22 protein-coding genes are annotated in these 25,108 nt (G+C 39.9%); 13 read left to right on the top strand and 9 right to left on the bottom strand.

Annotation, left to right across the window (positions count from 1 at the left end; translation table 11 throughout):
* Positions 1-8: 8 nt before the first annotated feature.
* Both AC4IFE_RS16650 and AC4IFE_RS16645 read right to left on the bottom strand, forming a co-directional pair.
* A complete protein-coding gene (locus AC4IFE_RS16650) occupies positions 9-3,317 on the bottom strand; it encodes a TonB-dependent receptor (RefSeq protein WP_490758266.1) in 3,309 nt (1,102 codons plus the stop codon).
* 59 nt (positions 3,318-3,376) lie between these two features.
* Complete coding sequence (locus tag AC4IFE_RS16645) at positions 3,377-4,321, bottom strand: FecR family protein (RefSeq protein ID WP_490758265.1); 945 nt, start codon at positions 4,319-4,321, stop codon at positions 3,377-3,379.
* Between the two features lie 241 nt (positions 4,322-4,562).
* On the opposite strand from AC4IFE_RS16645, the gene AC4IFE_RS16640 reads away from it, so the two are divergent.
* Positions 4,563-5,189: an RNA polymerase sigma factor gene (locus tag AC4IFE_RS16640; RefSeq protein WP_490758264.1), complete on the top strand. Its 627-nt coding sequence runs from the start codon at positions 4,563-4,565 to the stop codon at positions 5,187-5,189.
* 232 nt (positions 5,190-5,421) lie between these two features.
* On the opposite strand, the gene AC4IFE_RS16635 is transcribed toward AC4IFE_RS16640, so the two are convergent.
* On the bottom strand, positions 5,422-6,042 hold the full coding sequence (locus AC4IFE_RS16635) for a helix-turn-helix transcriptional regulator (RefSeq protein WP_490758263.1): 621 nt from the start codon (positions 6,040-6,042) through the stop codon (positions 5,422-5,424).
* Positions 6,043-6,235: 193 nt separating this feature from the next.
* On the opposite strand from AC4IFE_RS16635, the gene AC4IFE_RS16630 reads away from it, so the two are divergent.
* From AC4IFE_RS16630 to AC4IFE_RS16610, 5 genes are all read left to right on the top strand, one after another.
* Positions 6,236-6,862: a superoxide dismutase gene (locus AC4IFE_RS16630; RefSeq protein WP_490758262.1), complete on the top strand. Its 627-nt coding sequence runs from the start codon at positions 6,236-6,238 to the stop codon at positions 6,860-6,862.
* 30 nt (positions 6,863-6,892) lie between these two features.
* Positions 6,893-7,393 carry a DUF2480 family protein gene (locus AC4IFE_RS16625; RefSeq protein ID WP_490758261.1) on the top strand — a complete coding sequence of 167 codons (501 nt, stop codon included), beginning with the start codon at positions 6,893-6,895 and terminating at the stop codon, positions 7,391-7,393.
* A 6-nt stretch (positions 7,394-7,399) separates the two neighbouring features.
* Complete coding sequence (locus AC4IFE_RS16620) at positions 7,400-7,954, top strand: NADPH-dependent FMN reductase (RefSeq protein ID WP_490758260.1); 555 nt, start codon at positions 7,400-7,402, stop codon at positions 7,952-7,954.
* Between the two features lie 15 nt (positions 7,955-7,969).
* A complete protein-coding gene (locus AC4IFE_RS16615; protein WP_490758259.1) occupies positions 7,970-8,221 on the top strand; it encodes a 2Fe-2S iron-sulfur cluster-binding family protein in 252 nt (83 codons plus the stop codon).
* A gap of 237 nt (positions 8,222-8,458) precedes the next feature.
* Positions 8,459-8,806, top strand: a complete 348-nt coding sequence (locus tag AC4IFE_RS16610) for a 4Fe-4S dicluster domain-containing protein (protein WP_490758258.1) — start codon at positions 8,459-8,461, stop codon at positions 8,804-8,806.
* An 85-nt stretch (positions 8,807-8,891) separates the two neighbouring features.
* Here the strand turns inward: AC4IFE_RS16610 and AC4IFE_RS16605 are convergent, their stop codons facing one another.
* Together AC4IFE_RS16605 and AC4IFE_RS16600 are read right to left on the bottom strand one after the other, a co-directional pair.
* Positions 8,892-9,827: a ketopantoate reductase family protein gene (locus AC4IFE_RS16605; protein ID WP_490758257.1), complete on the bottom strand. Its 936-nt coding sequence runs from the start codon at positions 9,825-9,827 to the stop codon at positions 8,892-8,894.
* 250 nt (positions 9,828-10,077) lie between these two features.
* Positions 10,078-10,659, bottom strand: a complete 582-nt coding sequence (locus AC4IFE_RS16600) for a Crp/Fnr family transcriptional regulator (RefSeq protein ID WP_490758256.1) — start codon at positions 10,657-10,659, stop codon at positions 10,078-10,080.
* Positions 10,660-10,823: 164 nt separating this feature from the next.
* Between AC4IFE_RS16600 and AC4IFE_RS16595 the strand changes: the two genes are divergently transcribed.
* Entirely contained in the window at positions 10,824-11,687 is an 864-nt protein-coding gene (locus tag AC4IFE_RS16595; RefSeq protein ID WP_490758255.1) for a DUF1932 domain-containing protein, read from the top strand.
* Between the two features lie 16 nt (positions 11,688-11,703).
* On the opposite strand, the gene AC4IFE_RS16590 is transcribed toward AC4IFE_RS16595, so the two are convergent.
* Together AC4IFE_RS16590 and AC4IFE_RS16585 are read right to left on the bottom strand one after the other, a co-directional pair.
* Positions 11,704-12,066 carry a hypothetical protein gene (locus tag AC4IFE_RS16590; RefSeq protein ID WP_490758254.1) on the bottom strand — a complete coding sequence of 121 codons (363 nt, stop codon included), beginning with the start codon at positions 12,064-12,066 and terminating at the stop codon, positions 11,704-11,706.
* Positions 12,067-12,081: 15 nt separating this feature from the next.
* Complete coding sequence (locus AC4IFE_RS16585; RefSeq protein ID WP_490758253.1) at positions 12,082-13,074, bottom strand: MsnO8 family LLM class oxidoreductase; 993 nt, start codon at positions 13,072-13,074, stop codon at positions 12,082-12,084.
* A 168-nt stretch (positions 13,075-13,242) separates the two neighbouring features.
* Here AC4IFE_RS16585 and AC4IFE_RS16580 point away from each other — a divergent pair, with 168 nt between their 5' ends.
* From AC4IFE_RS16580 to AC4IFE_RS16570, 3 genes are all read left to right on the top strand, one after another.
* On the top strand, positions 13,243-14,298 hold the full coding sequence (locus AC4IFE_RS16580; protein ID WP_490758252.1) for a helix-turn-helix domain-containing protein: 1,056 nt from the start codon (positions 13,243-13,245) through the stop codon (positions 14,296-14,298).
* Positions 14,299-14,446: 148 nt separating this feature from the next.
* Positions 14,447-17,299, top strand: a complete 2,853-nt coding sequence (locus AC4IFE_RS16575) for a TonB-dependent receptor (protein ID WP_490758251.1) — start codon at positions 14,447-14,449, stop codon at positions 17,297-17,299.
* Between the two features lie 25 nt (positions 17,300-17,324).
* Positions 17,325-18,506 carry a phosphatidylinositol-specific phospholipase C domain-containing protein gene (locus AC4IFE_RS16570; protein WP_490758250.1) on the top strand — a complete coding sequence of 394 codons (1,182 nt, stop codon included), beginning with the start codon at positions 17,325-17,327 and terminating at the stop codon, positions 18,504-18,506.
* Positions 18,507-18,570: 64 nt separating this feature from the next.
* On the opposite strand, the gene AC4IFE_RS16565 is transcribed toward AC4IFE_RS16570, so the two are convergent.
* Positions 18,571-19,722, bottom strand: a complete 1,152-nt coding sequence (locus AC4IFE_RS16565; protein ID WP_490758249.1) for a tetratricopeptide repeat protein — start codon at positions 19,720-19,722, stop codon at positions 18,571-18,573.
* A gap of 167 nt (positions 19,723-19,889) precedes the next feature.
* Here AC4IFE_RS16565 and AC4IFE_RS16560 point away from each other — a divergent pair, with 167 nt between their 5' ends.
* From AC4IFE_RS16560 to AC4IFE_RS16550, 3 genes are all read left to right on the top strand, one after another.
* Entirely contained in the window at positions 19,890-20,648 is a 759-nt protein-coding gene (locus tag AC4IFE_RS16560) for a helix-turn-helix domain-containing protein (RefSeq protein ID WP_490758248.1), read from the top strand.
* 33 nt (positions 20,649-20,681) lie between these two features.
* Complete coding sequence (locus AC4IFE_RS16555) at positions 20,682-21,842, top strand: FAD-dependent oxidoreductase (RefSeq protein WP_490758247.1); 1,161 nt, start codon at positions 20,682-20,684, stop codon at positions 21,840-21,842.
* 250 nt (positions 21,843-22,092) lie between these two features.
* Complete coding sequence (locus AC4IFE_RS16550; RefSeq protein WP_490758246.1) at positions 22,093-22,470, top strand: VOC family protein; 378 nt, start codon at positions 22,093-22,095, stop codon at positions 22,468-22,470.
* 73 nt (positions 22,471-22,543) lie between these two features.
* On the opposite strand, the gene AC4IFE_RS16545 is transcribed toward AC4IFE_RS16550, so the two are convergent.
* A partial coding sequence (locus tag AC4IFE_RS16545; RefSeq protein WP_490758245.1) for a DUF2723 domain-containing protein occupies positions 22,544-25,108 on the bottom strand: 2,565 nt, incomplete at its 5' end.

The raw sequence follows: 25,108 nt of genomic DNA, 5'->3' as shown, positions 1-25,108 counted from the left end.
AATGTCTTTTAAAATGTATAATTCACGTTTAGGCCGAATATCCTTCCGCTATAAGCCCGGAACGTAATCTTGTCGATATCTTTATCATATTTGTCAGTGGCTCCCGGCAGAAGTTTCCATGCTTCCCTGTCTGTAGATATGTTGCTTCCTCCGGATCCATTCGGCACCGAATAGGAATTGAAATTGTTATAAAACTCTTTCACCCTGTTAAAAAGGTTTCTGACGTTAAACTTCACTTCCAGATTCCTGTTCCTCAGGAATTTATAGGAAAGCTGGGCGTCTGCTACCGCATACGGACGCTGTATTTCTTCACCATTATAGTCATATCCTACCGTGATGTACTGATCGCCTTTGGCATTGTATAAAAAGCTGGCACCGAAACGCCCTCCATCATAGGTCATTCCTAAATTGTAAGCGTAGGGAGTCTGTCCGTAAAGCGGTCTTTCCACTTCATAGGTTTCCCCATTGTCCCCGGTTTTGTACTGATCTTTGAAAGCAATTATCTTTGTCGTGTTATAAGTAAAATTTCCGCTTACGAATAGCTTTTCCAGAAAAGATTCTTCAGCAATAAACCCCAGGTTTTTCCGGACCTCCACTTCTACCCCTTTCAGCTTTGCATTTTTAGAGTTTCCATTGTACAAAAAGAGATTTCCTTCATTTGAAAGGCGGCCTTCGCGTTCAATAGGCCTGTCGATATCCTTGTAATACAGTCCGGCAGAGAATATTTCTCCCAAACCGGGAAACCATTCAAATTTGAAGTCATAGTTATTAACTACCGATGAGGTCATTTCCGTATTATAAATTAAGCCGTTGGCTACCGGATCAAAGTAAGGAAGGCCTGTTCTCTCATTGAATTGGGGACGGATTACCGTTTTATTGTAGGCAAGCCTTACATTGATTTTATTGGTAGGACTGTATGTAAAATTCACGGAAGGCATCCACTGCCACGGTTTGTCATCTATCGGCTCTTTTTTAACCGTTTGATTATCCGAAAGATCTAATTGCTGAGAGATGAGGTCGTATTTGAAATATTCCGCACGGACTCCCCAAACCAATCTGAATGTATTCTTCCAGCGATTGTCAAACATGACATAAAAGGCATTCTGGGTTACTTTCCCTTCATATTTGTTATCCTTATACAGCGGTCTGGTTTGCCAGCCTATTCCTCCCGGTACATATTTGGAACCATCAAACCATTGAGACAAAGAACCATACATCGTTAAAAGGCCTTTTACAGCATTCGGGACATCCCTGTTTTCATCCACTCTTAAAAAAAACTTCTCCTGCTGGTTGGTATTGTTTTTTATAACACCTGCGTAACCGGCTTTGATGTCATTTTTAAAATTTCCTTTATCTAAATTCCATTTAAGGGAAGCTCCGTAATTATAGTCTGTTTCTTTATTGCCAATATATCCCCTGTAAAAGTTAGATGCCGAATTGTATATATTATGATAAGTAAGAATCTCACTTCCTATGAAATCATATTGGCTCAGGTACTGCGTATAGTCTTTGGTATCAGATTTCACTCCTGTTCTTGCTGCAAACCAGTTAATTTCTGCATTTCCAACTTTATGGTTTCCCTCAAGCTTGTTCTGCAAAAGCGTCTGATAGATAGGATAATTGGTATTATCGGTATAGGGTTTGTCCAGATCCTTGATCTGTGCGGGGTTATTATTGGGAATAATTCCGTTATAGAAATAATTATAGGAAGCTTCGGCATTGGCGGCCATTCCGCTTCCTCCTGTATATTCATTCCAGCCGGTTATTCTTGTCAGCGTATTATCATAAATATGGGTGTAGGAATTACGGAAAGAGATTCTGTTTTTTCCCAGCTGTAATCCGAAATTCAGCATTCCTGCTAATGTAGAGTTGTAATTGTATGAAGCTCCTTTATTTTTGAAGTTGTAAAATACAATAGGATCTGTTCCGTTTGCCTGCCAGTTAGGATCGTATGGTGCTGTGGTGTCCAGCCAGTTTCCCCTCCCCGTATGATCGATGTCTAATTTATTCTGCTCATTTCTTACCGTAAATGCTCCGGCAAAACCCCATTTGCTATTATTTTTGAGTGCAAATGACCTTCCCAATGCTACCTGTATATTGGAGCCCATGTCCCCTGTGGTACTGAAGGTGGAAAAATTATCATTTTTGAACCTTTTGGACTGTTCAAAAAACAGAGGATTGTTCCAGTCTGTAGCTTCAAGGCCTTTGGGAAAATCTCTTGTGCCGTCATCGTATCCGAAATAATCATATTTTCCGCGTTTGCGGGTCAGAAATTCTTTAAACGCTGACTGGTCATTATAGGAAGTTCCCATACTTACCGTTGTAAAGTTTTCGTTGGGAATATCTTTAGTTCTTACCTCAACATAACCTCCTGCAAAGCTGGCATTCATGTCTGGTGTTGCTGTTTTGCTTACTACAATGCTTTCCACCATGGCAGTAGGAATAATATCAAATGAGAAGTTCTGGTTGTAGGCTTCTGTGCTGGGAAGATTGATTCCGTCCATAGCCGCTGTATTCCAGCGTTCTCCCATAGACCGAACCACTACATATTTGTTGTCTATGGTCGTTATTCCTGTTACTCTTTTAAGGGTTCCTCCCACATCACTGTCAGGAGTTTTGGAGATTTGCTCAGCAGAGATCCCGTCGCTCATCTGGGCAGCTTTTTTCTGTTGGGCAAGAAGTCCGGCCTGGGTATCTGCTTTTCTGGTTCCGGTAATCACCACTTCCCTGATGTCCGTTATCTTGTCCGGAGCCTGCTTCATCGCAAATGAGACTGTGTTGGTTTCATTATTGTTGACTGAAAGTTTTTCTACCCGAAGCGGGCTGTATTTTGGAGCTTTTACGGTTAAAGTATAGATTCCGGAAGGGAGATCTACCACGAAATCACCGTTATTATCTGTGAGTATAGTCTTTTTAGCAACTGTCACTTCAGCTCCGGCCACAGGATTTCCCACTTCATCCACAATTTTGCCGGTGATCCGTCCTTCTCCTGTTACAGAGAAGTTTGTTCCCTCATATTTTATTGAAATAAGATCCCCACGAAGGCGAAATGCCACCGGAAGCCCGTTTGTAATATCTTTAAGACAATTATTGACAGAGGTATTTTCACATTTTATCCCTTTTACCTTCAGCTCTTTAATGTCCGTTTTAGAATAGGCCAGTCTCATTCCCGTTTTTCCGGCAAAATCTTCCAGAACCTCAATAAGAGGCCTGCTTGCCGGAACTGAAAATGATACTTTCTGAACCAGTTCCTGGGCTTCAGCTGCTACCGTAAAAAATACTGCCGCAACGGTAAGACCGCATTTCAATCTTTTCATATGTTCAATTTCTCTTTTAAAAGTTTTATTTCTTTTATTCTTAATTCTATGTAGGCAGATTATTTCTTCAGGGTATATGTATAGTCTTCTTTATGTACCTCAAGGCCTAATATAAAGGCCAGCGCTTCCATATTTTCATCGGCTGAACCTCCTGTAAAATCTGCTGTTATCCTCTTTTCTGCAGTTTCTTTGGGGTACACGATTCTGATCTTGTAATTATTCTGCATCACATCTGCCACTTCTTTAAAGGACACATCGTTGAAGCTTAATGACAAAAGTTCTGCTTTCTGTTTTCCCAGCTTCTTTTCTGTAGTAAGTGAAATCACGGCGGCGGTATGAGCTATCCCGAAATTGGTCCATTTCTGATTAGGCTTCAGATAGGAAACCGGAACTCCTGCATAGGATACCGCAACTTTTCCTTCGTACAACTGTACGGATTTATCTTTTCCGGACTGCGAAATTTTAAAAACAGTTCCCAGGACCTTGGTACTGAAACCATCGGCATGTACAATGAAAGGATGTGTCTTTGATTTTGCCACAGAAAATATGGCATCACCTTTCAGATTCACTATTCTTGTGGAAGCAGGAAATGATTTATCTACTGTGAGTTCTGCCCCGTTCAACAATGTAACCACAGAACCGTCTGCCAGGTAAACTTTACGGTTTTCCGAGCCCGAAGTATAGGTATCAGGTTGAAGGAATTCAGTATATAGGATTCCTCCTAAAGACAACAGAAATATAATTGCAGCCGCAGCTGTGTATACATATTTTTTTAGTGGATATATTGGAGCGGTTTTTACCGGTTGGATAAAATAAAGTTCCAGTGCAGATAAAACCCTTTCTTTGGATTCCTTCATATGGATTCGGTCCAGGTCTTGTTCTGTCCGGATTTCCCACTGGTTTAAAATTTCTTTTTCTTTTTCAGAAATCTCCCCTTCGGAAACTTCTCTTTGCCAGAGCTTAAAAACAAAAGCTGCAGTATTCTTATTTTTTTGGCTTTTCATAAAATATTTCATGTATTCACAGATACTTCTATCTATAAGACTGTGAAAATGAAAAACTTCCCCAGGCAGTTCTTAATATTGTATTCACATTAAAACCAGCTTGTTAACAATTTCAACCTATTTTGTTGTTTTCTCAACATTTGATTCACATTTCGGGGATATGTTTCAGAAATAATTAATGTTAGAATCCCTAAAGTTCATAAAAAGTTAATTTTTCTTTAGGTAATTTTGTAACAACGATATGATGCTTACAGACTATACGATATTAAAGAAGATAAAATCAGGTGACCGTCCTGCATTCATGCTGTTCTATGAGCGGTACTGGGACAGTCTTTACCGTTTTGTTTTCACGAGGACGAGAGACAAAGAGATGTCTGAAGAACTGCTGCAGAACCTCTGGATAAAGATCCTGGAAGATACAGCCTCTATACAGACCGACGACACAGAAAGTGCAAAGGGCTACCTTCTCCGTTATCTTCATTACCGGATCATCGATCATTATAACATCTCGAAAAAGATACCATCTACCATTAGCATTGACGAATTTGACCCTGCCGGAGAAATGAATATATCGGATACGGAATATTTTGAAATTCTTGAAGAAAATGAAATCTCTGCTTTATTATCTATGATTGATGAGGTGGTTTCAAAGCTTCCCACCACGGAACAGAGCGTGTATGATATGAGAATCAGAAGAAATATGTCTGTTGATGAAACGGCAGAAGCTCTCGGCATCAGCAATAAGACGGTAAGCAATAAACTGAGCAAAGCTTTGGGGGAAATAAGGGAACAGCTGAACCCGGAATACCAGTCTTCTAAAAAACTGGTATCTATCCTGATGCTGATGGAAATACTGACGAAGTATTGAATTGGGGGATAGAAGCTGGGTACCTGAAGAAGGAAGTTATAAAATCGGAATAACAAATTTTCTGAATTGCAGCTATTGATATTCAAGAGCCCGGTTAATATTTTTTGAGCGGGCTAAAGCCCACTCCTATTGAATTTTAGAAACAAGATCTTTTATCTTTTATCTTTTATCTTTTATCTTTTATCTTTTATCTTTTATCTTTTATCTTTTATCTTTTATCTTTTATTTAAAATTACTCACTAATCTTATACACACACCGTTGTCCGCCGGAAAGAATATGATTTACTCTTTCCACCTGATACTCTTTACCGATCAGGTTCCGGAAATTGGAAAGCTCTGCGCGACAAAATCCTTGACATTCAGTAGCAGCGGCACATATCGGGCAGTGATTTTCTATGAGGAAATACTCATTGCCTTCTTTTGTCCATTCTGCCATATACCCTTCTTCGCTTCGGACCCGTACCAGTACATCTAACCGATGTTCTAGAGATTCTGCTTTTACCAGGGCTTTTTCATAGCGTTCATATGTGTTTTTCTCTCTGTCATTGATCAGCAGGTCCAATGCATTTTCACCCAAAAGATTTTTTACAGACCTTAGGATCTGTACAGTAACATCAGCATGGGAATCCGGAAACTGTGACCATCCTTTTTCAGTAAGAGTATAGTAAGTTGTAGGACGTCCGACTCCTTCACTTTTTGTGACAGAACGGATGAGTCCTTCCACGGCAAGATTCAGTAAATGCTTTCTTGCGCCTTCTTTTGTTATGGAGAGCTCTTTAGAGATAAGAAGCGATGTCGCCTCCCCTCTCATTTTTAAGAACATCAGGATTCGGTCTGCTGCCGGCTTCTTCATTTTACAATGTTTAGGTTGTTTTATTTTTACACAACAAATATAGTCATTTTCTATAATCTTCAGTTTTATATACCAAACCAATGATATTCAAATATTTAAAGTAGAATACATTCATCTAATAAAACAACAATAAAGTTGTTTTATTAAAATATATGATTACCTTTGAAACACATTAATTAAAAAAATAACAGCAATGAGCACATTTACACTTCCTCAGCTTCCTTATGCTTACGATGCACTGGAACCCTTTATAGATAAAGAAACCATGACCATTCACCATCAGCGTCACCATCAGGCTTATGTGGATAACCTGAATGCGGCATTGAAGGCATCAGAAGAAACCTCTGCCGACCTGGATTCTATACTGCAAAGAATCAGTGAATACAGTCCTGCCGCAAGAAATAACGGTGGCGGACATTTCAACCACTCTCTTTTTTGGGAAATTCTCTCTCCAGAGCCTCAGTTAAATCCTGAAGGAAAACTGGCTGAAGCTATCAATTCCACTTTTGGAAGCCTGGAAAACCTTAAGGCTGAAATGAAAAAAGCAGGTCTTGGACAGTTCGGATCCGGATGGGTATGGCTATTCGTAAAATTCAGCGGTTCACTGGCTATCGCCTCGGCTCCCAATCAGGATAATCCGATGATGGATATCCTGCATATCAACAGAGGATTCCCGATTCTTGGGATAGATGTATGGGAACATGCCTATTATTTAGCTTACCAGAATAAAAGAGCCGATTATCTTGATTCATTCTGGTCTGTATTAAATTGGTCTGCCGTAGAAAAAAAATACGAAGAAGCTCTTTCAAAAATTAAATAACTAATTTTAATATTGATTACAAAATCAATTATGGATCAGAAAATTTTCATCAATAAGGCAAAAGCCTCCGGAATCATTGCTCTTGATCTCTCAGACTATAAGCCAACTACAGAAATCGTGGAGCTGGACATCAAAGACCATCTTTTCATGGGAATGATCGTGAAGGAGAAGGAGTTTAAAGAATCTATTGCAGCCGCAGACTTTTCTGTATACAATGAAAAAGCTGTAGCGATCATTTGTTCTACTGATGCTATTATTCCGCCCTGGGCATTTATGATGTTAATGGAAAAATTATCTCCTTATGCCGTTTATGCAGATTTAAATGATGCCGGAACCATTCTGCTGGATCTTTGGAAACGCCGCCTCATGTATGCAGATCTGAGATCCTACAAAAATCAGAAAGTTGTTGTCCGGGCAAGAGCTGACCACGATCCATCGCTGTATTTATTGGCAGCCGGGCTGCTAAAACCTTTGGTTAAGAGTCTGATGTATGGCGAAATAGGCTTACCGAAAGTAATTTTTAAAAGCTAGAAAACAATGAAAGCACTTATATTTAACGGTTCTTTAGAAAAAAGACCTGAATCTGCTTCCAGACGAATTTCCCAATATTTCACGGAAAGATTGGAACAGTCAGGTTTCCAGGCGGAAATCTTTACACTGGCTGATTCAGGAATTCCACTTTTTGACACTAGTCTTACTAAGATTCCTTTGGCTGTAGAGCGTATGTCCCAGCTGTTTTTGGAAGCAGATATTCATTTCTGGATGGCTCCGCTTTATCACGGCAGTATTCCGGGAGTAATGAAAAACTGCCTGGACTGGCTTGAAGTTACAGCCAGTCACTATCAGCCTTATCTCACGGATAAAACAGTTGGGCTGGTTTGCTGGGCAGATGGCCTGCAGGCAATGCAGGGCATTAACACAATGGACACGGTTGCCAAATCTCTGCGGGCGTGGCCCATTCCTTTCAGTGTACCGATTATCAGGTCGGTATTATTTGACCAGGAGGATCCAACGAGGGTATCCGCTCTGTATTCTGATAAATTCGATAAGCTGATCAGTATTGCAACAACAAAAAGGATAGAAAGAATATAATAAAGAACACGTAATATGAACGACGGATTAATGATAATGAAGGAAGAAATTACAATCACCGTGAAGGATCTGGACGGAAATATCCATCAACTGATCTGCCCCCTGGAAATGGGACTCAGCCTCAAAGATATCTGTAAAGCTTATGAACTGCCGATGGAAGCAATGTGTGGTGGAATGGCGATGTGTGCAACCTGCCACTGTTATATCCTCAGCCGGGAATCAGCACTTCCTGAAAAAGGAGATATTGAAGAAGGCCCTTTTATCTGAACTTTTTACAACTTCACCATCCAGCAGGCTGGCCTGTCAGATACAGCTGACTGAAGCAATGGACGGGCTTTCCATAGAAATTGCGCCTGATTAATTCATAAAAATAAACTGTTTATGGATCTGATCCATGCTTACAACCTATTGTTTTTTCATTTAAGTTATGTTTAGACGGAGGGATTTCCCAGGCTGTAAGTCGAAAGAAATCCCTTTTTAAAATGATCTTGTAAAATATAAAATATGGCTATTACAATAACCGATGACTGCATCAACTGCGGAGCCTGCGAACCCGAATGTCCCAATTCAGCAATCTATGAAGGCGCTGTTGACTGGAGGTGGCAGGATAAAACAAAGCTTTCAGGAAAAGTGGTCTTTCCGGATGGGGCTGAAACGGATGCAGGAGCTTACCAGCAGGCTTACTCGGACGACGTTTACTATATTGTTCCTGGAAAATGTACGGAATGTAAGGGATTTCATGAGGAACCGCAGTGTAAAACGGTCTGTCCGGTAGATTGTTGTGTGGATGATCCTGAACATCGTGAAACTGATGATACATTATTCAGCCGGCAAAAATTCCTTCACTCTTAAGATGGGGTGAACTCCTCAAATACAAAAGCGGATTTATTTCCCGCTTTTATTTATCAATCGGCTTTTAGCCAAATCTGTAAGCAATTTACAGGGCTTTTATCTCATTATAAATTTTCTGTGTGAAAGGCGTCTCCAGCCCCAATTCTTTTCCAAAATTCAAAACGGCACCACCCAATAATTCAAGTTCATTATTTTCTTTTCCGGAATTGACGTCAAGCTGTAAAGACGTTGGAGTTTCAAAAGGAAACGTAGCTGCTTTTTCGAATGTTTTCTGAATAATGTCCTCATCCAGAACTATTCTTTTTTGGTCAGCAATCCTTTTGATTTCCTGCATGATTTCAGATGCTTCGGTTCTCTGATTTTCATCCGTACACACCATCCCTATGGAAGAATTATGTTTAGCTGTCACCAATCCGAAACTGGCAATGAAAATATATTTCGTCCAGATATCTGTGAGTGAATTATCTTTAAAATCAAAATCAATTTTACTTTCTTTAAGCACATCCACGATCCAGCAGACATCGGCAGAAAAATGTTCAGGATCTCTCCCTACGATCATTTTCCCTGCTTTTCCTTTATGCTCCACAACTCCTTTTTCTTTGATGTGCGAAGCTACATACAGACAGGTCGGAAGAATAATATGACCCGGAATTATTTTTCTGATTCTTTCATAGATATCTGCTCCGTTCATCATAGGAAGTAATACCGTGTCTCTGCTGATGATTTCTTTCAGCTGCCGGCAAATATTTTCAAGATCATATTCTTTTACACAGATCAGGACAAGATCGGGATCTTTTACATCACTGATATGCTGCTCAAGAGCATCAGGAAAAGTATGATTTACAGAATGCTCGGGTGAGAGAAGAACCAAACCGTTTTCCTTTACTCTCTGGTAAGTTTCTCCCCTTGCTACAAAGCTCACCTGATACTTTTTGGAGGCTTCATTTTGCTGGCTTATTTTAAAACCGAAATATCCGCCTACTCCACCCAATCCAAGCACTGCAATATGTTTCTTGCTCATAAATTATTTTTAACAAAGATGAGCACCAAATTTTGAATTATCACTTGACAAATGAAAAGAAATTAGATGTCAGATTTCAGATACGAGACATGAGACTTTTATTGATGTCAGAAATGTGAATAGTTAATTTTGCTTGGCAAGTGAATAGTAAAATGATAAAGTCAAGATGCAAGACATCAGATACAATCTCGAAATCAAAGCCAGTCATATCCAGAAACCCGAAAACACTCCGACTCGAAAACCCGTACGGTTACATTTTATGAATATCTCTTCTGATGCGGCTCAATGAGCTGTCTTTAATTCCCAGGTAAGAAGCAATGATCTTCAGAGGAACAAACTGGAAAATATCGGGATGCTTTTTCATCAGGTTAAAATACCGTGTGGAAGCTTTCTGGCTGGCCATTTCTATCAGCCTGTCATGAATGCTGTAATAATTGAGAACGAAAAGAAGCCGGCTGAACTCCCTGAATTCCGGGATATGATGAAAGTTATGCTGTACATTTTCCAGGCCTGTTTCCCAGAACAAGCAGGCAGTAATGGTCTGGTAGGTTTCTTTTGCAGGCTGCTGCCTGAAGAACGACAGGAAATCATTGACAAAGCAGGGTGCAGTGTAAATATTTGTTGTAATTTCTTCGTTGTCCTCGTTAAGGATAAAGGAACGTACATAGCCTTTTTCCAGGAAAAATGTTTTGGTACTGATCTCATCTTTGCTCAGCAAAACTTCATTCGCCTTAAGCTCAAAGTGACTGAATGTTTCTGTAATTTTTCCAACCACTTCTTCTTTGATGTCAAATAAGGAATGAAAATAATTATTAATCGGGGACTTATTCATTATAATAAAGTACTGCAGTAAGGATCAAAATTAAGCAAAATCCGGAACAGTTCCTTAATGAATCAGTTTTATCAATAACCCGTATCGATACAATGTGTGTGACAACTGAAAAAAATTAAGGAGATTTGTATCTTCGAATATTCAACATTCAAAAATTATTAATATTGAAAACTCAGCCCGTTATTGCAGTTCTGTTCCCCGGAGATATGGGAACCCAAATAGCAAAAGCACTTATAAACCACAATTTTAAAGTTATCACTGCAGGAGAAGAAAGATCGGAAAGGACATTACAGAATATAAAAGAATCAGGAATTATCGATACACATTCTCTTCAGGATACTGTTGAGCAGGCTGATGTTATCCTTTCTCTTACCAGCCCGGAAGGAAGCCTGAAAGTAGCGGAAAACATTATTCCCTGTCTGGAAAAAGCTTCAAACTGCCCTCTCTATGTCGATTTAAATTCTAATACTCCAGCTCTTGCCGCTACTATTGAGCAACTATTTTTGTCAATAGATATTCCATTCGTGAACGGAGCGGTAATGGGAGCCTCCAAGGATGTTCCTGACCGTGCGGTTCTGGTGGTAAGCGGTATGTACAGACATGTGTTTATTAATCTGTTTTCTTCCGTTTTTAAAATAAAAGATGCCGGGGAAAAAACCGAGGCATCATCTGCTTATAAACTGTTATTTTCTATGGTAAATAAAGGAATAAACGCTTTGTTTTTTGAAACCATGACCGCAGCAGCCCATTTCGGAATTCTTGACGAACTGAATGAAAGTCTTCAGGAATTTCTTCCCGGCACCTATAAGGACCTTGTGAAAACAACACCTACCTATCCACAGCATATTCTGAGAAGAATTGATGAAATGAAAGGTCTCACCGAAATGTTGGAAAATGAAAATCTTCCTCATATTATTGCTTCCGGAACGGCTATAACATTCGAGAGAGTGTCAAAATCCGGAATTTTTGAAAATGAAAAGCCCGAAGGAGTAGTGGAAACGCTTCAGAACTTTAAAAAATTATTGTAAAATATCTTCACTAAGCCTAAAATTCTTCCCAGCCCTCGTTCTGAGGATCATATTTCGCGAATTCACCGGTATCGGTGAATTCAGATGCAGTCATCCCAACTTCAAAAATAGAACTTTCGCTCAGGCTTGCATTGAAATAAAGTCCTTTTTGGGTAAGCAGAGCCATTCCGAAATCTTCATCCGGATGGCTGAAATGGATTCCGGCATCATCTTCTCTTACCAGTTCGTATTTATATCTTAAAAGGCGTTCTTTTAATCCGTTAATTTGCTCTTCCGTTAATGGAACAAGATTTTCTTCACGGTCAAAAAAACTGTCGTCATCGGCTGCCTGCTCTTTTTCTTTTGTTTTAATACTGAATAACTGGATATTATAGCTCATGAGATGGATTGATTATTAATGGGCCAATATAATACTTTTATAGCTATCTATCCGGTCGTTTTCTCTGTACATGTTGCAGAGGATCAAAAGTTCATCCGTATTATACTCTTCTGCCTTTTCCTGTAATCTTCCTGAAATATTGCCGGGTGTATCTATAATGATATGATCCAGGATATTAAAAAATTCCTTTTCATCTTTGCTTCCCATTATTCTCCGTTCGATTATTTCGGCTGGGAGAAGTGCTTCGGGAGCCTGAATATGCCGTGCCTGCAGAAACTGATAAGCCATTCCGTAGGCATTGTATCTTGCCGTTTTTAAATCATCTGCGACAGATACGGCAACAGCTACCTGCAGCGAAGGAGCCGGACTGTACTGGTTTTTGTCAAATTCGCTTAAATAAGTTTCAGTGCTTTCCAATCCTGATCCGCCTCCCATAAAATCTGCATACGAATAGCCCACTCCATGCTTTGCCGCTTCCCTGGCAGACTGTAGTCCTGAGCCCAGCCACAGGATCTCGGGCAGGTGAGCAACATCCCTGGGCTGGGCAATAAGCCCGTCATAGATTCCTTTTTCTTCTTTAATATACTGTATGATTTCTTCAAGTTTAGCTTCCTGGCTGGCTAAAATAACAGGTCTGTGGTTATTCAATGCGGATACGGCATCCTTTAAACCTCCCGGAGCTTTGCCTAGACCTAAAATAAACCGTTCCGGATAAAGACTGCCCAGCATTTTGGTCCATTCCGCGATCTTGTAAGCCGAATAATTTTTCATCATAATCCCTCCTGTTCCTACCTTGATACGTTGGGTCTTACTTAATATTACAGCAGACAGGATTTCGGGGCTTGAACTTCCATATGCTTCCACGCCGTGATGTTCTGAGTAGATCACACTGTGAAACCCTGCTTTATCGGCAAACACTGCCAGATCAATACTGTTCTTCAATGCCTGTAATGAGCTTCCTCCTTCAATGGCTGGAGACTGATCCAGAATGCCTAATTTCAATTTCATACCTGCTGCTTACTTTTAATTTAAAATTATATTGACTGACTGAACATTTATACTTTTGAAAATGAGCATGAGTTCCTGAAAACTTTTTATAAAAATACCAAAAATTTAATGATCCGTTAAAAGCATACTTCCTGTTTATTGATAATTTTGGGAAGATTTAAACTGGCTATGTTGTACATTTTAATGGTTGTCATCCTACAGGCTGTAATTACGCTGGCTGTATTACTCTGTCTGGCCAAGAACAGAAAGTCTTTTCATAATATGCTATTGCTTTATATTGTGACCGTACTAACGGATATGGGCTATGAATATTTCATCATTCAAAGATTCGGATATGAATCTATTCTTTATGAAATACCGGGCAGCCTGAGGGTTTTTAAAGGCCTGATATTTCTGTACATTACTTTTTATCTGATCAATTTCAAACACCGGGACAAACTGAAATATCTTCTCTACCCTTTCTCTCTGATCGTTCTCATCCATACCTTTGGATTGTCGGCAAAGTTATTTGGTTATCCGGAAGGAGATCTGGTTATAGGTTTATACTCAAAATACTTTGCCAATTATTATATTCATTATTGGATAGGAAGTCTTGTTATCTGTATTGTTTTATTGTCCCTGCATCAAAAAAAGATCGGCAACCCTTTTATAAAAAAATTCCGGCTGTTTTTAACTTTCGTACTGCTGAGTGTTTTGGCTTTTTGGGGCGGCTACAAATTAGGGCTGGATATTCTTCTGTTGCAAAAGATGTATAACCTTTCTTTTTTAATCCAGTTCGCCTGGATATTGTACGTTTATGTTTTAACGTACCACGAACAGCAGAAGAAAGACACACCTATAGTCCCTGAAGAGCAGCTTTTTAAGGAAAAATATCAATACAAAGATCTTTCTAAAATAGACTTTGAAAAAATAAAATCTTCCATAGAGGAATTTTATGATAAAAGCATTATCTATCTGGATGAAGACTTTACCCTGGAGCAGCTTTCACAGTATTTATCTATTTCCAGAACCGATCTTACCATTACATTCAGTCAGTACCTGGCTTCCAATTTTCATGAATATACCAACCGAAACAGGGTTTTACAGTTCAAACGCATGCAGGAAGAAGAGCCTGATTCCAACGTTACAGATCTCGCTTACCAATGCGGATTTAAGTCCAAATCTACCTTTTACAAATATTTTAAAAAAGAATTCAACTGCCTGCCAACAGATCATGTTTTATAACGTTCAAATGCTATATTACAATTATTTAACAAACATAAACAACTGAAAATAAACACGTTAAATAGTGTACAAATCTAAACAAGTCTGTTAAAATTTAAATGAACTGAATTCTTTCTCAGGGAAAACATCTTTGTGCAAAATTTATAAAATGTTACGAAGAAGATTTTTTTTAACCACTGCAGCAGGGTTTTTCCTGGGGGGCCTTGCGATGGCTCAAACCACAGTCCATGGTGTTGTGGTCGATCAGCAGGGGAATCTGCCTAATGCTTTAGTGTATATAGAAAATAAAGCCGAAAAAATAACATCCAATACAGACGGATCTTTTGTATTAAGTAATATTCCCGATGGAAATTACAGGCTGATCATTGAATATGCAGGCTACGAAACCATTTATTTTCCTTTTACAGTTGCGGATAAAAAAGCGGTTGATCTTGGCTTGATCAGCGTAGGCGAAAAAAAGACAAAAGAGAATGCCATTCAGGAAGTAGTGGTCACCAGTGTTTACAAAGCCTCACAGGCCCGGGCTATTACCATGAAAAAGAATTCCAACACCATTACGGAAGTTCTGAGTGCAGATGCCATCGGTAAATTACCTGACCGCAATGCTGCAGATGCAGTACAGCGTATGCAGGGGGTTTCCATTGAAAGGGATATGGGAGAAGGACGTTTTGTAGCGGTAAGAGGCACACCGGTGCAATGGACTTCTTCGACATTAAACGGCAGCAGAATGCCCAGTGCTAGCGGTGACAATGCCAACAGAGGAGTACAGATGGATATATTCCCTTCTGAGCTTATACAGAGTGTACGTTTATCGAAAGCACTGACGCCTGATCTTGATGGCGACGCTATCGGCGGAAATGTAGATTTCATTACAAAAACGTCTCCAAACAAAGAAACACTGGCCATAAGTACCGCTACCGGATATGTAAATATGTCCAAATCTCCAACGTTTAACTCTTCCATAGTTTATGGAAATAAAATCACGGAGAAACTGAAATTCATTTCCTCTGCTGTGATATGGCAGCGTTCAACTGCTATAGACCAAATGCGGAATATTTTCAATTATGGTTTGGCAGATCAGACTGCATCCTATTCCATCAATCAATTACAGCTTCGTGATTATCTGGCAGACAGAAGAACTTTGGGCTTCAATTACGCGATGGATTATGACATCAACAGTAAAAATAAATTGTACTTCAAGGGGCTGTACAGTCAGTACAAAGACGGACAGTCTGTCCGGGAAACCTATTTTAATTTTGACTCTAAGAATGTAACGCTTCAGGCAAGACATGCTGATTATCTTACCGATTTGTATTCCATGCAGGTGGGTGGGAATCATCAGGTGGGCCAGCGTTTAGAAATAGACTGGTCTTTGTCTAAAGCCAGATCAAGTTTTAAATTTAATTCTCCGGAAAATTTAGACGATCATGACAGAGGCTACCCGATCATCAATTTTGTGCAGCCTATGACTTATGGAAATCTGGCCTCTGATGGTAGAAAATACTTTGCCATGGATGCTCCGGGCGGCACGGGTGATCCGGCAGACTTTACCTTACCCCATAATCAGAGTCCGGTTTCTGCCAGTCAGCTCAAACTGAATCAGGTGATCCTCAGCCAGAATCGTAACAGCGAAACGGATCTGCGCGGACAGATGGATCTGAAATATACTGTTTCAGAGCATTTTAACCTTCAATTCGGAACGAAATTCAATAATAAGGAAAAAGTAGTTGATGCTGCGGTATTGGTTTGGATGCCAAAATCAGCACTGGGAATTCCGGGATCTCCTTTAAGCTATATGAGTCAGTTTGAGCAAGCTCCTTTTCCTTTTAAAGGAGGTTTTATGAATCCTCTGGGCAATCCTTATCAGTCAGTCATGATTAACCAGATTACTAACGGGCAGATCGACCAATTTTATAATACCGCTACTCAAAATAATCTGGGACTCCAGCAGGTAAGCGGTAAGAGCAGCAATTCCAATATGACCAGTTCCTACAGAGGGACAGAAAATGTGTGGGCAACCTATGTAATGGGCACATGGCGCATCAGTGAGAACTTTCAGCTGGTGGGTGGTGTAAGAAATGAATATAATGATATTTCCTTCTCCGGCAAGAAAGTAGTTTCGGACAAGACCGGAACTGTAGCAGAAGATATTAAAGACGGGAAAAAGTACAATATATTTCTGCCTATGATCAATATGAAATGGAAACTGACCAAAGATAGGATACTGAGAGCTGCATACACCAGATCTTTCGCCAGACCTGATTTTAACGACCTCAATCCGGGGACTATTGTCAATGATCTGTCCAATACTGTCGTCCAGGGAAATACGCAGCTGAACCCCACTTTTTCCAATAATTTTGATGTGATGTTTGAAAACTATTTCGGAAAACTGGACCTTGTGACTGCCGGAGCTTTCTATAAAGACATTACCGATCTGATCTACAAAGACCAGTCTATCCTTAACATCAATGGACTTCCATACACCTTTACCACTCCTAAAAATTTGGAAGGAGCAAAACTCTACGGCTTCGAAATCGGAATTTCCAAACGATTTGAAAGGTTTCCCGGATTTCTGAAACATCTTGGTTTTGAAGGAAATTACACCTATATCAATTCCGAAATGAATATGCCAGTCTATGAAAACGGAAAACAGACCGGAACCATGAAAACGACCATTCCTAATCAGGCCAAACATATTTTTAATACCATATTATTTTTCGAAACCAGTAAGCTCATGCTGCGTCTGGCTGGAAATTACAAGGGTGATTACGTCAGCGAAATAAGAACCGCTGCCGGTCCCGATCATTATCAGCATTTTGATAAAAACTTTACGGTAGATGCCTCTACATCGTACAGCATCAATAAAAATATCAGGCTGTTTGTAGAACTGAATAATATTTTTAATGAACCCAACCGGTATTATATGGGAGAAAAATCCAGAGTTGAGAACCTCTCCTATTCCGGAATAAGAGGTCAGCTTGGTGTTAATTTCAATTTTTAACCTTACAAAAAATAATCATCTTTTTATGAAAAAGTATATGTACACTGCTGCAGTCGCTGCAGCCTCGATCTTCCATGCCCAGGAAAAATGTAAAGACATCAGAATTAACCAGATACAGGTGCTGGGAACTCACAATTCCTATGCAGAACCGGTAGATCCCAAAGTATTGGATCTGGCAGCACCTATTATTAAAAATCTGATGGCAAAATACGGTTCCGGAATGTCGTCTGAGCAGAAAGCTAAGTTCCAGGAATATCATCCTAACGGAATGGATTTTACAGAGGCCCTCAACTATAATCATCCCGGATTTACAGAGCAGCTTAATGCCAATCTCCGAGGCCTTGAGCTGGATGTTTACTATGATCCGGACGGCAACCGCTTCAATCATCCGGCATCCTACCGCGTCTTAAAGGAGAAAGACGTAAAAGATCTGGCTCCGCATAATACCAAAGGCCTGGACCAACCCGGCTTTAAACTTCTGCACATGGCCGATATTGATTTCAGGTCGCATTATCCAACGTTAAAAGATGCCCTCAAAGAACTCAGACAATGGTCTGACCAGCATCCCCAGCATACCACCCTATTTATCATGGTGGAAGCCAAGGATTCAGGGTTTCCTATTTTCCCTAATTCTACCCAGGTATTACCTTTTACCCAAACAGCTTACGATGATCTGGATCAGGAGATTGTACAGTATCTGGGAAAAGATAAGATCATTACTCCAAAAGAAGTACAGGGTAAGTTTCCTACACTGCGGGAGGCTGTCATGCACAATAACTGGCCTAAAGCGGAAGACAGCAGAGGAAAATTCATATTCATGCTGTTACCGGGAAGTGCAGGAACTCAGTCTACTAAAAACAGCCCTTATCTTATTGACGGTTCTCTGGAAAAAAGACTAATGTTCATGGAAAGTGAGCCGGAGGACAGTTTTGCAGCCTTTATTTTAAAAGATAATGCCATTGTCCGGCAGCAGGACATTCAGGAACTGGTAAAACAGGGGTTTATGGTCCGGACAAGAGCTGATATTGAAACGTATGAAGCCAAGATCAATGACCTTACCCGGTCAAAAGCAGCCTTCAGCAGCGGTGCTCAGGTAATTTCTACAGATTTTTTCCGGCCTGGAAATGTTTATGGAACTTCCTATTTTGTAAAACCTCCTCAGGACAAAGATTATATCCTGAATTCTATCAATACGGATTGTCGCTAAACCTAATGAAGCATCTTCAAAATTATATTTGAGGATGTTTTTTATTTATCAACCAGGATAGATCCTACTTCATGGCCACCTCTTTTGGATGTATTAGCGCTGCGATTCTTGCCTTGGCATAACTCATCTGTTCTTTTTCTTTCTCTGGATCCGGTTTATTTTTCAGGTACAGATTATAGTAAGTAACTGCATTTTTAGGTTGTTTCAGGCTAAGGTCATACAAAACGCCCAAGCGATAGCAGATATTGTTGCTGTTCTTAAACATCAGGCCTCTTTTGTAGGCTTCCAGAGCATCTGAAAAACGGTTTTTGGATTCATAAATTCCTCCCAGAGCAGTATAATAAAGTGCTGTATGATCAGAAATACCCTCATCAATGGTCTTTTCAGCATATATCGCAGCCTGATCATATTCCTTAAGCTCTCGGTAACTTAAAGCCATAAAATACAAAGTCCCTTCATTCTGAACCCCAAGATCTTCTAATGTTTTAAAAAGGGATATGCACCTTTGATAATCTTTTAAATAAAAATAAGCCTGTCCCATTTCATTGATTACATTGACATCTGTATTTTTTTTCAGAAGATTTTCTCCGGCTTCAACAACCTCTTTGTATTTGCCCAGCTGATTGGCCAGCGGAAGCTGTGCCTGCTGCAGTGTAAAATTATCCCCATCAGCAAAGATCGCTGTTTCAAGAATGTCATAAGCCTGCTGATATTGTTTGATTTCCCGGTAAGCCATAGCAAGATCGTAAGCAATATCCGGTTCCGTACGGTTTAAGGCATTTGCTTTTTTGAGGTATTGTAATTGGGATTCAGGAGTATTTCCCAAACCAGCTAACTGTTTGTAAGCACTGAAATTAAGGCTGTCCAGCTGAATGACTTCCAAAAGATACTCTTTAGCCTTCGCTGTATTACCTCTCCTGGAATTGATATTAGCCAGGCTGAATAAAACTGGCAGATTTCCCGGCTCAGCAGCATTAACTTTCAGGTAATTTCTCTCTGCTTCCGGAAGTTTTCCGGACATCATATTGCAGTATGCCATCTGCGTCAGAGCTTTTATATCTTTTGTATCTTCAGGATATATACTCTGCAGATATTGGGCAGCTTCAGCATAACGCTGTGATTCATAATATTCAAGAAGCTTTTCCTTATCAATCGTCTGAGCATTGATCCCGGAAATGGCAAAAATAAAGAGGCATAGAAAAAGTTGGAATTTCATTATTGTGATTTATAACTAAATTATCAGTTATTTGAGTATTTTCCAAATTTTAAATCAAAATTATTCACTAAACAAAGAGTTACATAGAATTGAATTAAAATTGATCACTTTATTTCCAATTTCTTGTAATTTAGTTTCTTGAAAAAGGTTTTAACAGATGTACTCCTATGAACAACGAATTCTACTGTAAATTTATTCAACCGGATCCATCACTGGACAGCTTTGTAGAAAACATAGGGATGTTTCATAATCCAATGGATAAAGAAAAGGAAGTTGTTGTAATGCCCGATGGAAGGGTTGATCTGTTTTTTATGCAGTCCGGCCCGAATGAGCCGTTCAATGTTTTTCTCATCGGATTGGAAACGGCACCTGAACAAAGAAGTATTCCTTCCGGAACGCTGGCTTTTGTCATAAGCTTCAGACCTTTGGCTGTTGAATACATTCTCCATACTTCTATCGCAGCCCTTCTCAATACAGCTAAGACTCTTCCCGATAACTTTTGGAATCTCACTCCGAATGATCTTAAAGATTTTGAACAATTTGCACAAAAAATATCACAAATAGTAACAGAACTTCTACCTGAAGCAGTTGATGAAAGAAAACGAAAGCTTTTTGACCTCATTTACTCTTCAAACGGCGAAATGAGTGTGAAAGAACTTTCAGAGACAGCAGGCTGGAGCAGCAGACAGATCAACCGTTATTTCAATCAGCAGTTCGGACTTTCTTTAAAAGCCTACTGCAGCATTCTGCGTTTCAGAGCCTCCTTAGGACATATTGCGGAAGGCAAGCTATTTCCTGAACTCAATTTTACAGATCAGACGCATTTCATCAAAGAAATCAAAAAATTTTCAGGTGTAGTCCCGAAGGAATTATCCAAAAACAAAAATGACCGATTTATACTATTATCCGTATTGAAACAAAAATAATTTTGCATCAGTAAAATTTAAAATTACAATACAATGTTAATAGAAAATAAATCAATAGCAATAGTAGGCGGCGGTCCGGCAGGATTAACGCTGGCAAGGCTTTTACAGCTTAAAAATGCCAATGTAAAGGTATATGAAAGGGATCTTAATAAAAATGCCCGGGTTCAGGGTTCTCCGCTTGACATGCATGAAGGGTCGGGACTGGATGCCATCAGGAGTGCTGATCTTATGGATGAGTTTAAAAAGAATTACCGTCCCGGGGCAGACAAAATGCTGATCGTAAATGAACACGCAGAAATAATATTCACCGACCATGAAACAAAGCCTGATGAGGATTTCGGGAACGAAAACTTCCGCCCTGAAATAGACCGCAGCCCGTTAAGAAATATGTTTCTGGATTCTTTAAAACCCGAAACAGTTGTCTGGGACAGTCATTTTATTTCAATGGAACCTCAGAATGGAGGCTGGCAGCTGCATTTTAAGAACGGCTTTTCTGCTTATGCGGATATTGTGATTGCTGCCGACGGCGCCAATTCTAAGATCCGCCCGTATCTTACAGATCTGAAACCGGTTTATTCGGGAATTCTGATGCTTGAAGGCAATGTATATGATGCAGAAAAAGCCGCTCCACATATTAAAGAGCTGATAAAAAACGGCAAAATAATGGCTTTCGGAACTCATAAAAACCTGCTTATGGGCCAGAAAGGAAGCGGTGATCTTGGATTTTATGCAAGTTTCAGAACCAATGAAAACTGGGCTAAGGAAAGCGGTCTGGATTTCTCCGATCAAATGCAAATACTGGAATGGTTTAAAAAAGAATATGCTGAATGGAACAGCATCTGGTACGAGCTTTTTGAAAATGCCTCAGTGCCTTTCATCCCACGTCCTATCTACGCTATGCCTCTGGATCAGGCATGGGAAACGAAGCCCAATCTTACTCTGCTTGGAGATGCAGCCCATGTCATGCCACCGTTTGCCGGTGAAGGAGCTAATATGGCGATGCTGGATGCCTTGGAACTGAGTGAATGTCTGACATCGGATCGTTTCACCACGCTGAAGGACGCCATCAGCCATTATGAAACTCAGATGCGGAAAAGGGCTGCCGAAGCTACAAAAGAATCCCTGGAAAACGGTGACAGGATGCATTCCGAAACGGCATTAGATGATATGCTGGAGTTTTTCAGCAGTCATTAAAAATTAAAACAAATCGATTTTTTCCGGCTTTTCTAAAGATTGGAGACCTACAGCTCATCAAAGTCTCCGATCTCTGAAGGGGTCATCAGTCGAGACATTGTTTTTAGCTATTTCAGTCAGTGAGCCTGCGCCTTATGAATTTTAAATTAAAAGAATATTCCGGTAAAAAGTTTTACATATATTTGAAATCAGGGAAAGCATCAATCAGCTTTCCGGCCAGACTCTTCATTTTAACGACTAAAAAATAGACATGAAAAAAGTAACAGGAATCGGAGGTATCCTCTTCAAATCAAAAGATCCCAATGCCATGAACGATTGGTATAAAACCCATCTCGGCCTTGAAACAACCCCTTACGGAACCAGTTTTGAATGGCGGGACAGTGAAGATACTACCAAAAAAGGACTTACCCAATGGGCTCCTTTTTCGGAAACCACCCAATATTTTGAGCCTTCTGAAAAAGATTTTATGATCAATTACAGAGTGGAAAATCTGGAAGCACTGGCAAAAGAATTAATAAAGGAAAACGTTACAATTCTGGACAGTATAGAGACTTACGATTACGGAAAATTCCTGCATATTCTGGACCTTGAGGGAAACAAGATTCAATTGTGGGAGCCGATTGATTAGGAAATAAACAATCATGTAGAGAATAAAAGTCCGGACTATACCGGACTTTTTCTTTGCTAAGCTTTTTAAGCATCTATTGGGTAACTTTGATCATTGCCCGGGTAATCTGATCTTCTTTCTCTTTTGAATAGGTAGAATCAAAAGGTTCCATCACATCAAACAAATACTGGTAGAAAGGTGAGATCTTCTGTATATTTTCAGATTCTTTCCTGGCCTTTTCTTTGCCCATCTGCTGAAGCTCTCTGATGAAAATATTGAACTTCTTATCAATCGGTTCTATAGATTTCACAAGGTAAGCATAAGCTTTTTCGTTCTGTCCCAGCTTTTTATAAGCATCTGTAACAGCGGCTACCACAAGAGAATATTCCATCGGCTTCACTCTCATCTGCCTGGCTGACTGTCTTTGGAATGCCGGGGAAAGACTCAGATAGTAATCATATTCTTCAAATATCTCTTTTTTCAGAAGCTCTGCCATTTGCAGACCTTTTTTCTCCTGTCCTGCAATGATATATCCGGTGACCATAGAACTCAATGAGCGGGGATCATTGTATTTTGCAGCAGGAATTTCTTTTGAAGCAAGGTCTAATAATTCTATCGCTTTGGCTTTCTGCCCCTTTAATGCCAATGCTGAAGCCGCTCTTCCTGCAGTCATTCTGTAGCCCATAATATTTGAGGTTGCTGCTTCATCATAATGAATACCCAGGTCTTTAAAATTTCCCCATCTGAAGTTCTTTACAACATTGTATAGGGAGTTGACATCTACCCTGCCCATATCACCATCCGGGTTTGGAGCCGTATGAATAGGGACTAATTTATAACTGAAACCTTCAAACTGAAGATATTCGTCAAGATAAAAGATGTTTTCGCTGTCGTAGATTCCTCCTGATGAGAAATTGATCGGACGCTTCCAGTCGAAATTGGCCAGCATATCCAGCATCATGAGATTATTTTTATAAAGCGTGTTTCCTTTATAAGTGATCATGATCTGGTTCACAACGTCCGGAAGGTCTGCCTGCGTGATGATTCCTGCTTTTAAAGCATTTTCTTTATTAACCGGAAGAATAAATTTGTTTACCGGAAGGATATTGTATTCCGCATATTTCTCTTCCCCAAAATACATTTTCAGAAGCTCGTCCTTTTCAGGAGATTTAAACTTTAGAAAGCTGATTGCTTCCTTCAATGTCAGTGAATCCTGTGTAAGATATTTTCTGAATGCCTGGAACTCTGTATCAGGAGTCCCCTGCTCTTTCAGCATAGAGAAAACACCTTCCCAGTCTTCTTTCTTCATCATGTAGATCTGGTCGTTTACACCGTCTCTGTAGTCCTCATGAGTCAGTTCGCTCGGAATTCCCGCTGCATTATATGTTTTCCTCTTTACCTGATCAATATACCACGGAGTTGCCAACAGAGTAAAATTTACGGTTTTTACATCATCACGGAACCTTTCTGTCTCCTGAATAGCCCATACAGGAAAGGTATCGTTATCTCCGTAGATAAAAATGATATCATCTTTAGACACTGATTTCAGGAATGAGTAGGCATAGTCGCGCGCCGCCGATTTTTTGCTGCGGTCATGCGACGTATAATTCTGGAAACCCATCATAAAAGGTACACCTAATAAAATGACACCTAAGGCGATGTTTGCTCCGTTAGATTTTACCTTAGACTGGATAAACCATAAGATAGCTCCGGCTCCAAGACCAATCCAGATCGCAAATGCATAGAAGGAACCTACCATCGCATAATCCCTTTCCCTTACTTCAAAAGGTTTTACACCGGTATAGAAAACAATTCCGACACTTGTTAAAACAAATAATGAAAGCAATGCATAGAATCTTCCAAAATCCCTGTTCAGTTGAAAAAAGAAACCGATCAGTCCCAAAATTAAGGGTAAAAAGAAGAATTTAACCGTACTTTCATTCTTGAATTTAGCCGGCATTTTATCCTGGTTTCCAAGTAAGGCATTGTCTATAAAAGGAATTCCGGAGATCCAGTTTCCTTTGGTGTTTTCCATATTCCCTTCAAGGTCATTCTGTCTTCCCACGAAGTTCCACATCAGGTATCTTACAAAATAATACCCGTTCTGGAAGGTTATGAAATAATCCATATTCTGAGCCAGTGATGGCTTCTGAACATTGATCAGGTTGTATGGCTTCACTTTCAGGTAATCGGCTGCCGTAATGGATTTGTCTTCATATTTGGCTCTCAGCTCATCAAAGATCTGCTTGGCCTGTGGATTGTCTGCCACTTCTTCATTGGCATAATTGAAGGTGAAATCCGGAGCTCCGTACATAGAAATGTAGTTTGCCATTACGTCCTTGTCCTGATTGAACATTCTCGGCATAAGGCTGATCTGAGACTGACTGAATACATAATTGAACCTGTCCCCTGTTTTTCTGTAGGTTCCGGTTTTCTCATCCTTTTCATAGATCTCACCGGTTTTTTTGGTCCTGAAGCTGCCATCCTCATTCTTCTCCATTCCGTTCGCATCAAGGAAAGCGGTATAGTTTTGGCCGTAAATAGTCGGCCAGTCACCGTACTGCTCCCTGTTATAATAGTCCAGCATACCAATGGCAGTATCAGGATCATTAAGGTTCATCGGAGGATTCGCATTGGCTCTGATAGGAATAACCATCCA

The sequence above is a fragment of the Chryseobacterium sp. UF-81 genome, from assembly GCF_058245105.1.
This window is presented reverse-complemented; position numbering and strand designations above follow the sequence as displayed.

What these genes read in the sequence shown, in the direction of transcription:
- AC4IFE_RS16550 (WP_490758246.1), top strand. Translation starts at nt 22,093, where the DNA reads ATGAAAAAAGTAACAGGAATCGGAGGTATCCTCTTCAAATCAAAAGAT.
- AC4IFE_RS16555 (WP_490758247.1), top strand. Translation starts at nt 20,682, where the DNA reads ATGTTAATAGAAAATAAATCAATAGCAATAGTAGGCGGCGGTCCGGCA.
- AC4IFE_RS16615 (WP_490758259.1), top strand. Translation starts at nt 7,970, where the DNA reads ATGAACGACGGATTAATGATAATGAAGGAAGAAATTACAATCACCGTG.
- AC4IFE_RS16605 (WP_490758257.1), bottom strand. Translation starts at nt 9,827, where the DNA reads ATGAGCAAGAAACATATTGCAGTGCTTGGATTGGGTGGAGTAGGCGGA.
- AC4IFE_RS16620 (WP_490758260.1), top strand. Translation starts at nt 7,400, where the DNA reads ATGAAAGCACTTATATTTAACGGTTCTTTAGAAAAAAGACCTGAATCT.
- AC4IFE_RS16575 (WP_490758251.1), top strand. Translation starts at nt 14,447, where the DNA reads ATGTTACGAAGAAGATTTTTTTTAACCACTGCAGCAGGGTTTTTCCTG.
- AC4IFE_RS16600 (WP_490758256.1), bottom strand. Translation starts at nt 10,659, where the DNA reads ATGAATAAGTCCCCGATTAATAATTATTTTCATTCCTTATTTGACATC.
- AC4IFE_RS16565 (WP_490758249.1), bottom strand. Translation starts at nt 19,722, where the DNA reads ATGAAATTCCAACTTTTTCTATGCCTCTTTATTTTTGCCATTTCCGGG.
- AC4IFE_RS16650 (WP_490758266.1), bottom strand. Translation starts at nt 3,317, where the DNA reads ATGAAAAGATTGAAATGCGGTCTTACCGTTGCGGCAGTATTTTTTACG.
- AC4IFE_RS16630 (WP_490758262.1), top strand. Translation starts at nt 6,236, where the DNA reads ATGAGCACATTTACACTTCCTCAGCTTCCTTATGCTTACGATGCACTG.
- AC4IFE_RS16570 (WP_490758250.1), top strand. Translation starts at nt 17,325, where the DNA reads ATGAAAAAGTATATGTACACTGCTGCAGTCGCTGCAGCCTCGATCTTC.
- AC4IFE_RS16585 (WP_490758253.1), bottom strand. Translation starts at nt 13,074, where the DNA reads ATGAAATTGAAATTAGGCATTCTGGATCAGTCTCCAGCCATTGAAGGA.
- AC4IFE_RS16635 (WP_490758263.1), bottom strand. Translation starts at nt 6,042, where the DNA reads ATGAAGAAGCCGGCAGCAGACCGAATCCTGATGTTCTTAAAAATGAGA.
- AC4IFE_RS16560 (WP_490758248.1), top strand. Translation starts at nt 19,890, where the DNA reads ATGAACAACGAATTCTACTGTAAATTTATTCAACCGGATCCATCACTG.
- AC4IFE_RS16640 (WP_490758264.1), top strand. Translation starts at nt 4,563, where the DNA reads ATGATGCTTACAGACTATACGATATTAAAGAAGATAAAATCAGGTGAC.
- AC4IFE_RS16645 (WP_490758265.1), bottom strand. Translation starts at nt 4,321, where the DNA reads ATGAAAAGCCAAAAAAATAAGAATACTGCAGCTTTTGTTTTTAAGCTC.
- AC4IFE_RS16590 (WP_490758254.1), bottom strand. Translation starts at nt 12,066, where the DNA reads ATGAGCTATAATATCCAGTTATTCAGTATTAAAACAAAAGAAAAAGAG.
- AC4IFE_RS16580 (WP_490758252.1), top strand. Translation starts at nt 13,243, where the DNA reads ATGTTGTACATTTTAATGGTTGTCATCCTACAGGCTGTAATTACGCTG.
- AC4IFE_RS16625 (WP_490758261.1), top strand. Translation starts at nt 6,893, where the DNA reads ATGGATCAGAAAATTTTCATCAATAAGGCAAAAGCCTCCGGAATCATT.
- AC4IFE_RS16610 (WP_490758258.1), top strand. Translation starts at nt 8,459, where the DNA reads ATGGCTATTACAATAACCGATGACTGCATCAACTGCGGAGCCTGCGAA.